The sequence below is a fragment of the Methanobrevibacter acididurans genome (assembly GCF_046197875.1).
Lineage (GTDB): Archaea > Methanobacteriota > Methanobacteria > Methanobacteriales > Methanobacteriaceae > Methanobrevibacter_A > Methanobrevibacter_A acididurans.
Genome location: NZ_CP166991.1, coordinates 1,200,838 through 1,212,702 on the forward strand (window position 1 = coordinate 1,200,838; position 11,865 = coordinate 1,212,702).

General features: G+C 28.6%; 12 protein-coding genes. 10 read left to right on the forward strand and 2 right to left on the reverse strand.

Annotation, left to right across the window (positions count from 1 at the left end):
- The first annotated feature begins 260 nt into the window (after window positions 1-260).
- The 4 genes from purC to cobA are packed head-to-tail and all read left to right on the forward strand — an operon-like array spanning window position 261 to window position 2,719.
- On the forward strand, window positions 261-1,001 hold the full coding sequence (gene purC / locus ACA135_RS05915; protein WP_409197840.1) for a phosphoribosylaminoimidazolesuccinocarboxamide synthase: 741 nt from the start codon (window positions 261-263) through the stop codon (window positions 999-1,001).
- 25 nt (window positions 1,002-1,026) lie between these two features.
- Entirely contained in the window at window positions 1,027-1,299 is a 273-nt protein-coding gene (purS, locus tag ACA135_RS05920) for a phosphoribosylformylglycinamidine synthase subunit PurS (RefSeq protein ID WP_409197841.1), read from the forward strand.
- A 19-nt stretch (window positions 1,300-1,318) separates the two neighbouring features.
- Window positions 1,319-1,972: a phosphoribosylformylglycinamidine synthase subunit PurQ gene (purQ, locus tag ACA135_RS05925; protein ID WP_409197842.1), complete on the forward strand. Its 654-nt coding sequence runs from the start codon at window positions 1,319-1,321 to the stop codon at window positions 1,970-1,972.
- A gap of 15 nt (window positions 1,973-1,987) precedes the next feature.
- Entirely contained in the window at window positions 1,988-2,719 is a 732-nt protein-coding gene (gene cobA, locus ACA135_RS05930; RefSeq protein ID WP_409197843.1) for a uroporphyrinogen-III C-methyltransferase, read from the forward strand.
- 9 nt (window positions 2,720-2,728) lie between these two features.
- On the opposite strand, the gene ACA135_RS05935 is transcribed toward cobA, so the two are convergent.
- Window positions 2,729-4,180: a B12-binding domain-containing radical SAM protein gene (locus ACA135_RS05935; protein ID WP_409197844.1), complete on the reverse strand. Its 1,452-nt coding sequence runs from the start codon at window positions 4,178-4,180 to the stop codon at window positions 2,729-2,731.
- Window positions 4,181-4,300: 120 nt separating this feature from the next.
- On the opposite strand from ACA135_RS05935, the gene ACA135_RS05940 reads away from it, so the two are divergent.
- The 6 genes from ACA135_RS05940 to ACA135_RS05965 are packed head-to-tail and all read left to right on the forward strand — an operon-like array spanning window position 4,301 to window position 10,297.
- Window positions 4,301-5,725 (forward strand): flippase, encoded by a 1,425-nt coding sequence (locus tag ACA135_RS05940; protein ID WP_409197845.1) that lies wholly within the window; start codon window positions 4,301-4,303, stop codon window positions 5,723-5,725.
- 57 nt (window positions 5,726-5,782) lie between these two features.
- Window positions 5,783-6,562, forward strand: a complete 780-nt coding sequence (locus ACA135_RS05945; RefSeq protein ID WP_409197846.1) for a uroporphyrinogen-III synthase — start codon at window positions 5,783-5,785, stop codon at window positions 6,560-6,562.
- 15 nt (window positions 6,563-6,577) lie between these two features.
- Window positions 6,578-7,645 carry a glycosyltransferase family 2 protein gene (locus ACA135_RS05950; protein WP_409197847.1) on the forward strand — a complete coding sequence of 356 codons (1,068 nt, stop codon included), beginning with the start codon at window positions 6,578-6,580 and terminating at the stop codon, window positions 7,643-7,645.
- 60 nt (window positions 7,646-7,705) lie between these two features.
- Window positions 7,706-7,999, forward strand: a complete 294-nt coding sequence (locus tag ACA135_RS05955; RefSeq protein ID WP_409197848.1) for a signal recognition particle subunit SRP19/SEC65 family protein — start codon at window positions 7,706-7,708, stop codon at window positions 7,997-7,999.
- 25 nt (window positions 8,000-8,024) lie between these two features.
- The gene (gene recJ, locus ACA135_RS05960; protein WP_409197849.1) at window positions 8,025-9,446 is read left to right on the forward strand and encodes a single-stranded-DNA-specific exonuclease RecJ; all 1,422 of its coding nucleotides are present in this window, start codon (window positions 8,025-8,027) and stop codon (window positions 9,444-9,446) included.
- 41 nt (window positions 9,447-9,487) lie between these two features.
- The gene (locus ACA135_RS05965; RefSeq protein ID WP_409197850.1) at window positions 9,488-10,297 is read left to right on the forward strand and encodes a winged helix-turn-helix transcriptional regulator; all 810 of its coding nucleotides are present in this window, start codon (window positions 9,488-9,490) and stop codon (window positions 10,295-10,297) included.
- 111 nt (window positions 10,298-10,408) lie between these two features.
- Here ACA135_RS05965 and ACA135_RS05970 read toward each other — a convergent pair whose 3' ends face one another.
- Window positions 10,409-11,695: a DEAD/DEAH box helicase gene (locus ACA135_RS05970; RefSeq protein ID WP_409197851.1), complete on the reverse strand. Its 1,287-nt coding sequence runs from the start codon at window positions 11,693-11,695 to the stop codon at window positions 10,409-10,411.
- Window positions 11,696-11,865 lie beyond the last annotated feature (170 nt).

Here is an 11,865-nt window from a genome sequence, read left to right on the forward strand (position 1 = left end):
TAATTAATATGTTATATTTAAAAGAAAATTTTTATTAATTCTAAAATATTTTCCCCTATTTTTATAATAGTGATTAAAATAATTAATTATATAAATCTTTAATATTATAATTATATCTTAAGTTTTATACTTATTATATATTATATCAGAAAGTTTAGTATATAATTCTTATTATTTGAAACCTTTAAAAAGGATTAATAAAGGTTTATTTTTGATAAAAAAAATTATTTAAATAAAAAAAATGTGTTGTTGATTATATTATGGTAGATTCTAAAAATTTATTATATGAAGGTAAAGCTAAAAGTGTTTATGGAACTGAAAATCCTGATGAAGTTATTATGGAATTTCGTGATGATATGACTGCAGGTGATGGAGCACGTCATGAAACTATGGGTAAAAAAGGATATTATAATAGTATTATTACTAGTAAAATTTTTGAAATTTTAGAAGAAAATGATATTAAAACTCAATTTTTAGAATTGATTAAACCTGGAACTTTAAAGACTTTGAAATTAGATATGATTCCTATTGAAGTTATTGTTCGTAACCGTGCCACTGGTAGTCTTGTTAGAACTTATCCTTTTGAAGATGGAACTATTTTAAATCCACCTATTGTTCAAATGGATTATAAAGATGATGATTTCCATGACCCTATGTTAAATGAAACTATTGCAGAAGCCCTAAATCTTGCAACAAAAGAAGAATTAGAAACCTTAAAAAGTTTAGCATTAAAAATCAACCAAATATTAAGTAAAATGTTTGAAGCTATTGATATTATTCTTGTTGATTTTAAAGTTGAATTTGGAAAAGATTCCAAAGGAAATATTATTCTTGGTGATGAAATTAGTCCAGATAGTTGTAGATTATGGGACAGTAAAACCCTTGACATGTTAGATAAGGAATTATTCCGTCAAGGACACGACGATGAAGTTATGAATGCTTATGAAGAAATTTATAATCGCTTATTAACTGATTATGATAAAAAGAAATGGAACTTATAAATTAAAAAAAATGGTTGATTATTTTATGATATTTGATGTAGAAGTTAAAATAACATTGAAAGATGGTATGTTGAATCCTGAAGCAAGTACTATTGAAAGATCTCTTGCTTTACTTGGTTATTCTGTTAATAATACTAAAACTAGTGATACTATTAAATTTAGTATGGATGAAGAAGACCGTGAAAAAGTTAGAAGTGAAGTTGAAGATATGTGTGAAAGATTACTTTGTAATCCTGTAATTCATAATTATAAAATCACTGTTATTCCACAAGAAACAAGTTGTGGATGTAGTAAATAAAGATATGAGGATTAATATTATGAGTGTTGGTGTAATAAGATTTCCAGGATCTAATTGTGACCGTGATGTTTATCATGCAATAGAATTAGCTGGTGGAAATCCTGAATATATTTGGTGGAATAAAGAAAATATTAGTGACCTTGATGCCGTTGTGATTCCTGGAGGCTTTTCTTATGGAGATTACCTACGTGCTGGTGCTATAGCTTCTAACACTCCAGTTGCTGAAGGTATTAAAGCACTTGTTAAAGAAGAAAAACCTGTTCTTGGTATTTGTAATGGTGCACAAATATTAGGTGAATTAAAATTAGTTCCTGGAATCTTTATTACTAATAAGGTTCCTCGTTTTAATTGTGAATGGATAGATTTAAAAGTTGGAACAAATCGCACACCATTTACAAGTAGCTTTAAAAAAGGACAAACTGTTAAAATACCTATTGCACATGCAGAAGGTAGATTTTATAGTGAAAATATTGACCAATTACATGATAATGATCAAATAGTCTTACAATTTAAGGATAAAAATCCTAACGGCAGTATTGAAAGTATTACTAGTGTATGTGACAAATCAGGATTAGTATGTGCTATGATGCCACATCCAGAACGTGCTTCAGAAGAAATTTTAGGATCTACTGACGGTTTAGAATTCTTTAAAGGAATGCTTAAAAAAATATAAAAAAGGTATATAATTATGGTAGTTACTTTAATAGGTGCAGGTCCAGGAGACCCCGACCTCATAACATTAAAAGCAGTAAAAGCTTTAAAAAAAGCAGATGTTATAATTTACGATCGTTTAGCTAATGAACAAATATTAGAACATGCACCAGAAAATGTTAAGTTAATTTATGTAGGTAAAAAAGCTGGAGAACATTATAAAAAACAAGCTGAAATTAATCAGATTATTGTTGATAATGCTAAAAAATATGATAATGTTATTCGTTTAAAAGGTGGAGATCCTTTTGTCTTTGGGCGTGGAGGAGAAGAAATACTTGAATTAATTAATAATAATATTGATTTTAATGTTATACCTGGTGTTACTTCTGCTATTGGAGCCCCTACTAGTTTAAATTTACCTGTAACTCATCGTGCTGTTGCAACAAGTTTTACAGTCGTTACAGGCCATGAAGATCCAACAAAAATAGATAAACAAGTTCATTGGGATTACACTGCAGATACTTTAATTATTTTAATGGGTATTGGCAATATTAAATCTAATACTGAAGAAATAATGAAGTATCGTGACCCGGATACTCCTGCTTGTGTTATTGAAAGTGGAACATTACCTGAGGAAAATGTAATTTTTGGAAATTTAGGAAATATTGCAGAAAAAGAGATTCATACACCTGCAATACTTGTTATTGGTGATGTTATTAATGTTTATAAAAAAATTTATAATTTTAAAAATCAAAAATTAAGTGAATAAAAGTTTATTTTATTCTTTTTCTGATTTTATTGCTTTTTTTAGGCGAAAACTTATGTATTGTGTTCCTCCTCTCATTACTCTTTTAAATTCTGTCCAATCAAGATTGGCTAAGAATGTTTTTCCAATATATGCAAATGAGAAATAGTATTTACTCATTAAATTGTCTCTTAATTTTTCTATTTCTTTATGGTCTGCATAAGGGTAGTCTACTAAGCAGTTTAAGTATCCATCTTCATTTAACCATTTGCTGTAATCTTCAGTGATTAAGTATCCATTTTCTTTTGCCCATTTGTAGAATCCAGTTCCTGGGAATGGTACTGCTTGTTGGAAGAAACACATGTCAGGGTATAATTTTTTTGCAAATTCATATGTTTCATTAATAGTTTCTAGGTTATCTCCTGTTAAACCTATCATAAAGCATCCAAATACTTTTAAGTCTAGTTTTCTTGCATTGTTTGCAAAGTCTTGTGATTGTTTTAGTGTTATTCCTTTATGTGTTTCATCTAATACTTTTTGGTTTCCTGATTCATATCCACATACAAGTAGTCTGCAACCTGCTTCTTTCATTTTTTTCATTGTTTCATAGGTTAAGTCTACTCTTGTATTACATGACCAGACTGGTTGTATGTTTCTTTTTAGGATTTCATCACAAAAGTTTTGTACCCTTTCTTGGTTTACAGTGAATGTGTCATCTTCTATGAATATTTCTTTGATTTCTGGCATTTCTTTTAGGATGTATTCAAATTCATCAGTTAAGTCTTTTATGCTCCGTGTTCTGTAGTTTCGTCCTCCCATTGTTGAGGGGTATGAGCAGAAGTTACAATGGTTTGGGCATCCTCTTGATGATACTATTTGTATCATTGGTTTTTGTGCAAATGCATATGCATAATCGTTTACATCTAAAAATTGTTGATATACTTTACTTACATATGGCAATTCATCAAGGTTTTCTAATTGTGGACGATCTGGTGTGTGTTTAATTTCACCATTTTCACGATAAGATACTCCTAAAACTTTTGATATATCATCTGTTTGTATTATTTCTGGTACAGTGTAATCATATTCTTGTCTTACAACATAATTTATTCCTTCACATTCTTTTAATACTTGTTCTGGTAATATTGTTGCATGTGTTCCCCCAACAATAATTTTCACATTTGGATTTTCCTTTTTTATTTGATTTATTGTTTGATAATCATATTCACATGTTGCAGTGGTGATTTCTGTCATGATATAATCCGGATTATAATTTTGGACATCGTGTATTGTGTCTTCTTGAGTATATTTTCGTGTTATGCAATCTATTAATTTACAGTTTAATCCTTCTTTTTGGCAGACTCCTACACAATATGCTAGCCAGTAAGGGTAGTATAATGTTCCTGATTTTGTTTTTTCTGGCCATCTGCTTGCTCTACTTATATCGAATTTATATGGTAAATTTAAAAATAAAATTTTGTTCATAGTAAATAAATTCCTTAAATTATTTAATTAAATTTTTAATTATGAAAAACATTAACTTATTATAATAAATATTAATATATCTATTAAAGTATTATAAAGTTTTTTAAGGAAATTATTTGTATGAGTGAAGTGAAGAATCTTTTTAAAAATTCTAGTTGGATGATGATATCTCAAGTCATTACCAGTATTTGTGCTTTTGTTTGGACAATATTAATTGCTAGATACCTTGGAGCTAGTGATTTTGGAATAATGTCTTTTGCAATATCTTTTTCAACAATGATAAATATCTTTTTGGATTTAGGAATAGGTACTTATGCTACTAGAAATATATCACGTAAAAACAAGTTAGCCAGTGAATACTTAGGGAAATTAATTCCACTTAAAATTTTATTAACATTTTTAATATTATTTATAAGTTTAATAATTTTAATTTTAATGGGTAAAAATTATTTAAGTACAATAATTACCCTAATTTTTGTACTTGAAATTGCTTTCATGTCATTTAGCGGATTACTTCAAGGAGTATTTCAAGCTTTTGGAAAAATCAAATATCAAGCTATTGGAAACATAATATACAGTTTTATGCTTTTAATTTTTGTTTTCATAACTATCTATTTTAAATTAGGATTAATTTTTATTGCATGTTCTTATGCTTTGAGTTTTTTAATATTATTTATTTATTCTTATAAAAAGACCTTGAAGAATATCACCGTCCCTAAGTTTAAAATAGATTACAATTTTTGTAAAAAAGCTGTTAAATTATCTATACCTTTTGCTTTGACTGGATTTTTTTACACTATTTATTTTTCTATAGATACTGTTATGTTATCCTATTTAAGTGGAGATTATGCAACTGGTATTTATAATGCTTCTTATAAAATCATTAATGTTTTAACAACATTTTTCCCCGTATATCAAGCTGTAGTTTTTCCTTTAATGAGTAAACTGTTTGAAGGATCTGAAGATTTACTTAAATTAAGTTACAGTAAATCAGTCAAATATTTATTAATAATAATAATGCCTATTACTTTAGGAATTAGTTTGTATGCTACTCCTTTAGTTACTTTGATTTATGGTAGTGAATATTTGATGTCTGGTCCTGTTATGCAGGTGCTTGTGTGGACTGTTGGTTTCTTGTTTGTTAATGGTGCTGCTAGTACTTTATTGAATGCTTCTAATAAGGAAGTTTCTGTTACTAAGATTTATTGTGTTGCTGCACTTTTTAATGTTTGTTTAAATTTAGTATTAATTCCAAGTTATTCTTATCATGGTGCTGCTTTAGCTACTGTTTTAAGTGAGATTCTTATTTGTATTTTAATGGTTTATGTTGTTAGAAATACTCCTTATTGTCCGGATAAAAGTATTTTTAAGGATATTTTTAAGATTATTTTAGCTAGTGTTGTGATGTTTGTTGTTTTAGATTTTACTGGTTTGAATATGTGGTTTGGAATTATTGTTGGAATTATTATTTATAGTGTTTGTATTTTAGGTTTTAAGACTTTAGATAATGAGGATAAAGCTTTAGTTCATGACATTATTAAATAAATATTATGAAAATAATAAATATTATTGATTAAAAGATTTTTGTGAGGTTTTAGTTTTATGGATAAAAATGATTCAAAGAAAGTTGTTGCTATTACTCGTCCATTGAATCGTGTGAGTGAAGCTGTTAATATTGTTGAAAGTGAAGGTGCAATTCCTTTGGTTGTTCCTACTCTTGAACTTTGTTTATTAAACACTCCTTCTTTAAAAAAGTTAATGACTGATGCAAGTGATTTGGATTGGTTGATTTTTACTTCTGCAACTAGTATTGATAGTATTTTTAATTTTTATCCTGATTTTTTAGATAATTTAAATAGTAAGTGTAAGATTGCTGTTATTGGCCATAAGACTGCTGAGGTTGCTATTAAGAATCAGTTACCTGTTGATATTATTCCTGAGGATTATACTGCTGAGGGTTTACTTGAATGTTTTAGTACTATGGATATGAGTGGTTTGAATGTGGGTATTCCTCGAACTTTTAGTGCTCGTAAGATTTTACCTAATGAGTTAAAGAATATGGGTGCTAATGTATTGCTTGCAGAAAGTTATAAAAGTGTTATTCCAGAGGATACTGGTAAAATTGAAGTTTTAATTAGTAAGATTTTAAATGATGAAGTTGATGCTATTACTTTTACTAGTCCTTTAACTGTTAAGAATCTATTTGCAGTTGCATCCGATTCTGATAAGGTTAAACTTGCTTCTAAAATGAGTAGTAGTGTTTTAACTGTTTGTATTGGTCCTATTACTTATAAGATTCTTGATGATTTTAATGTGGATTGTATCTATCCCAATACTTATACGGTTAAGGATATGATGGAATTATTATTCCAAAAATTATAAAAAGGTTATTCTATAATGAGTTATGATTATAAAATTAGTATTGTAATGCCTGTTTTTAATGCAAGTAAGGATTTGAGTTTTGCATTGGATTCTATTTTAAATCAAACCATGAACTTAAGTGATATTGAAGTTATTATGGTTGATGATTGCAGTACGGATAATAGTTTAAGTATTATCCAAGAGTATTGTGGGAAATATTCTAATTTTAAGGTTATTGAACTTAAAGAGAATATTGGTGCTGCTTATGGTCCACGTAATATTGGTTTAAAACATGTTACTGGTGAATATGTGATGTTCTTGGATTCTGATGATAGATTCCATGAGAATGCATGTGAAACATTATACCATACCATCAGTAGTAATGATGCTGATATTGCTTTTGCACGATATCGTAGAATTTATCCAGAAAAAAAACTTATTTTAAAATCTTACTCTCCATATACTGATAATATTAGTGAATATAAGGATGATTTAGTTGATGGTGTTAATTTAACTGGAATTACTAGTTTTTTATGGAAACATTTTTTTAGTCGTTTAATTTATGGTAAATTAAAGAATTTAAATAGTGATAAAATCTTTATTAAAAACATTAATGATCATCCCGAACTTTTTAAGATTTTACCTAGTATTTGGACTAAAATTTATAAGACTAACTTTATTAAAGAACATAATTTAGAATTTCCACCATTTATTTCAGGTGAAGATTTAAATTTTGTTGTTAAAAGTTTCTTTTTAACCGATAGTATTATTTTTTTAAATGAAACAATTATTCATGATTATTACATGAGAAACACTGAAAACGATAAATCTATTACTAAGAATATTAATTATTCTCTTGTTTATGATTCCCTTGATAGTTATTATCATTGTAGTGAAATTTGTAAAGATTTTAAATTTAAAAAAAGTAATATTATCCTTAATCCTTTCTTACTTAATTGGATAAGTTTGTATAAACAATCAAATTTAAGTAAAAGTGAAAAAGATGAATTGTATAAAATCATTGATAGTATGAGTGGAATTTATAAGAATGGTTTTATTTCTCGTTTTTTAATTTTTTTTATTAAGTTATTATTAAAAACTTAAATATTTTAGTTTAAATAAAGTATAATTAATATTTATTATATAAGGTGGATTGATTTTTTTATGTCAACAATGATTTGGCCAATTTATATAGATCGTAATAAAAGTCGTGGTGAAGGTCGTAAGGTTTCACTGGATAATGGTGTGGCTGGTCCTAAGCTTAAAGAGGTTTATCAGGCTGCTAAGAATTTGAAGTTTAATCCTGAGATGGAGGAGGATGCTTCTTATCCTGGTGAGTGGTATAATCATAGTGGTAGGGTTTTTGTTGAAACTCCTATTCCTAAGAAGAATATTCTTATTGCTATTAGTGAAGAGATTAAGGTTTTACGTAATCGTAAACAAAACAAGAAAAGATAAAATTTTATTATTTTGAAAGATTTTTATGGATAATGTGAGTTTACCTGCAGAGATGCAGGAGAAGTATGAGGAAGCTAAAAATTTAATACTTGAAGCTAGTAGTATTCAGGTTTATAGTCATATTGATTGTGATGGTATGTGTGCTGGTGCTATTATTAGTACCGTGCTTGACAGGTTAGGCAAGAAACATGATTTGGACTTTGTTAACTTGGATAAATTGGAAGATTTGAGTATTGATCATGATTTAACTATTTTTAGTGATCTTGGTAGTGGTCAACCTGTTGATAAGAATGCTGGTAAGGATTCTAAGATTCTTATTCTTGATCATCACCCTCCACTTAGGAGTATAGATTATAATGATGATGTGGATTATACTTATTTAGAAGTTAATCCTATGTTTTATGGTATTGATGGTTCTGATAATGTTTCTGGTGGTGGTTTATCTTATTTTCTAGCTAGAACTTTTGGTTATAAGGATTTGAGTTGGATTGGGGTTTTAAGTGCTGTTGGTGATATGCAGAATAGTAAAACTGGTAAGCTTGTTGGGTTAAATAGGATTATACTCCAGGATAGTGTTGATTCAGGTTACGTGAAGTGTAATAGTGATTTGTGTTTGTATGGTCGTGAGACTCGTCCTTTATTTGTAGCTATGGCTTATTTTAGTGATGTGAATTTACCTATTACTAATAATCGTAATGAATCTATTGCTGTTTTAGATGGTTTAGGTATTCCTCATAAAACTGATGATGGTAGACAACGTACCCTTTGTGATTTAAGTAATATGGAGAAGGGTGAGTTGTTTAGTGAGTTGGTTCGTATGATGAGTAAGGTGGTTCCTGAGCGTTATGTGAAGTATATTCCTAAATTGGTTTCTGCTGATAGTTATGATTTCTTGTATGAGGATAATCATACTTTCCTTCGGGATGCTAGTGAGTTTTCTACTGCTATGAATGCTTGTGGTCGTAATCAGGAGTATGGTGTTGCATGTGAAATCTTGAAAGGTAATCGTAGTGATGCACTTGATGCACTTGAAGTTGTATCAAAAACTCATAAAATGAACTTACGTCAAAGTATTGAAAAAGTCACCAAAGAAAATAAGATAGTTGAGATGGAAAACCTACAATACTTTAACGGTTCTGGTATTAAAAGTGAGATTGTAGGTACAGTTGCTGGGATGATTTTAAGTTATGGTAACTGGAGAAAACCAATGATAGGTTTTACACAAGTTAGTGATGATAATCCTAATTGGAAAGTAAGTCTTCGATGTTCACGTTTACTTGCTTATGATGGAATACACTTTGGAAACATCATTCGTGAAGTGTCTCAAAGTCTTGGTGGAAATGGTGGAGGACACAGTGTAGCTTGTGGAGCATACATCCCTTATGATAAAAAGGATGAATTCTTAAATTTATTTAATCAAAAACTTGAAGGAAAATTAGATGTATAAAAAAAAATATATTTTATTTATATGAGGAGGTTAGTGTTTTTATGAAGATTTTTAAAAAAAGAGGAGAAATGACTCATTTTCAAATTTTAAGTGAAATAAGTAAAAATGAACCTAATCTTAAACAAAAAGATTTAGCAGAACGATTAGGAATAACTATTCAAGCAGTATCCGAGAATCTTAAAACATTAATTGAAGAAGGTTATGTTTCATCAGAGGATGGTCGTTCCCCTTATACAATAACACAGAAAGGTATATCTAAAGTTAAAAAAGATGCAATAGCCTTACGTAAATATAGTGATGAAACATTAGAAATAATGAATTATTATAAGTCTATATGGCCTGCAATAGCAACAGAACCTATAAAAAAAGGGGATAAAGTAGGATTATATATGGATAATGGTTTATTATATGCAAATCATGAAAAACATGATGCTCAAGCTGAAGCAATAAGTGATGCAGAATCAGGTTTTGATGTAGCATTAAACCAGTTAACTGGTCTTATAAATGTAGAATTAGGTCAAGTTTTAATTATTGCACTTCCCACTATTAAACAAGGCGGATCCAAGAAGGCCAATTTTAAATTAATTGATGAAATTTATAATGAGACTTATACTGAGTGGGGTCTTAAAAGTTTAGATAAAATTGCTGTAGTTGGAACTATCAGCCATGTAGTAGCTAAAAAATTAGGTATTCCTGTTGATATTGAATTTGCAGCTTCTCAATCTTGTGTAAGTTGCAGTAGAAAAGGTTTAAACACTCTACTTTTAACTGTTGGTAATATGAGTAAAAATATTGTTAAAACATTAGAAGATAATGATGTTAAATACAATATTGTTGATGCTAAATTATAAAAAAAAAGAGTATGTTATAAAAAGGTTTAAAAAAAAAAAATTTTAATTATAAACCTTTAAAATTATTTATTTTTATTTTCTAAATATTTTATAAGCAAAAGAAAAATTTTTTTATTCTTTTGCGAATTTAAGTAATGCTGCTGCAATGTCTATTGAATTATAGTCTTCTTCGATTAATTCTTCAATAGTGTGAATATATTTATCTAAGTTTTCTTCTTCTATTGTTTCTTTGATTTGATCTATTAAAAGATTGGTTTTCATTATTTCCATATCTTTATAGGATGGAGCTTTTTGTTGTTTTATCTTGGTTTTAGTGTATCTTTGAATATCTCTTAGTTTATATATTTCTTTTCCAGCAACAAAGGTAAATGCGTATCCTGCTTTTCCTGCTCTTCCTGTTCTTCCTATACGGTGTACGTAGTATTCGTTATCGTTTGGTACATCATAGTTGAATACTGCTTCTACGTTAGGTACATCTATTCCTCTTGCTGCTACATCTGTTGCTACAAGTATTTCGATTCTACCATTACGGAATTGACCCATTACTCTGTCACGATGGGATTGTTTCATGTCCCCATGTATTCCTTCAACACTGTATCCTCTACTTTTTAAGTCTCTGACTAATCTGTCTACTCTTTTTTTAGTGTTACAGAATATTAAGGATAAGTCAAGGTCATATACATCTAATAATCTTGATAATGTTTCGAGTTTGTTTTTTTCTCTTACTTCAAAGTAGAATTGATCTATTTCTGGTACGGTTAATTCGTGTTGTGCTACTTTTAAGTGTTCTGGGTTTCGTTGGTATTTTTTAGTTAATTTTTTTATTGCCTTTGGGAAGGTTGCACTGAAAAGAAGTGTTTGTCTTTTTTTAGGAGTGTATCGAAGGATTGTTTCTATATCTTCACGGAACCCCATATCTAACATTTCATCTGCTTCATCTAATACTACAGTTTCTATTCCTGAGAGATCTAATGTTTTTCTTCTTATATGATCCATTATTCTTCCAGGTGTACCTATGATTATATGCACTCCTTTTTTAAGTACTCTTATTTGTCTTCCAATTGGTTGTCCACCATATACTGGTAATATGTGTAATTTTTCCATACATTGAGATAATTTTCCAAGTTCTGTTGCTACTTGTATACTTAATTCCCTAGTAGGACAAATTATTATTGCTTGTGGTGATTTATCTGGTATGTAAATTTTTTCAAGTACTGGTATTCCAAATGCTACAGTTTTACCTGTACCTGTTTGGGATTGTCCCACTACATCTCTACCATTTAATGCTTCTGGTATTGCTAAAGATTGTATTGGACTTGGTTCTTCAAATCCCATCTTTTTTACTGCTCTTTTCAAATTGTCATTCATTTCGAAATCGTTAAAATCGGTTATTGCCATAAAAATCTGTTTTCCTTATATTATTTAAGTTTGTTCTTTAAAAAAATTATGTTTTAAATTAAAAAATAGTTTAAATTATTATCTTGTAAAAATAAGTTTTTTAATAATAAAATTTTTATAAATAATAAAAAATAAGTTTTAATAAAATTCTCATCATTTTTTATATAATA

Coding starts and splice junctions, on each gene's coding strand:
- ACA135_RS05945 (WP_409197846.1), top strand. CDS start 5,783: ATGGATAAAAATGATTCAAAGAAAGTTGTTGCTATTACTCGTCCATTG.
- ACA135_RS05950 (WP_409197847.1), top strand. CDS start 6,578: ATGAGTTATGATTATAAAATTAGTATTGTAATGCCTGTTTTTAATGCA.
- ACA135_RS05970 (WP_409197851.1), bottom strand. CDS start 11,695: ATGGCAATAACCGATTTTAACGATTTCGAAATGAATGACAATTTGAAA.
- ACA135_RS05955 (WP_409197848.1), top strand. CDS start 7,706: ATGTCAACAATGATTTGGCCAATTTATATAGATCGTAATAAAAGTCGT.
- ACA135_RS05940 (WP_409197845.1), top strand. CDS start 4,301: ATGAGTGAAGTGAAGAATCTTTTTAAAAATTCTAGTTGGATGATGATA.
- ACA135_RS05965 (WP_409197850.1), top strand. CDS start 9,488: ATGAAGATTTTTAAAAAAAGAGGAGAAATGACTCATTTTCAAATTTTA.
- purQ (WP_409197842.1), top strand. CDS start 1,319: ATGAGTGTTGGTGTAATAAGATTTCCAGGATCTAATTGTGACCGTGAT.
- purS (WP_409197841.1), top strand. CDS start 1,027: ATGATATTTGATGTAGAAGTTAAAATAACATTGAAAGATGGTATGTTG.
- recJ (WP_409197849.1), top strand. CDS start 8,025: ATGGATAATGTGAGTTTACCTGCAGAGATGCAGGAGAAGTATGAGGAA.
- cobA (WP_409197843.1), top strand. CDS start 1,988: ATGGTAGTTACTTTAATAGGTGCAGGTCCAGGAGACCCCGACCTCATA.
- ACA135_RS05935 (WP_409197844.1), bottom strand. CDS start 4,180: ATGAACAAAATTTTATTTTTAAATTTACCATATAAATTCGATATAAGT.
- purC (WP_409197840.1), top strand. CDS start 261: ATGGTAGATTCTAAAAATTTATTATATGAAGGTAAAGCTAAAAGTGTT.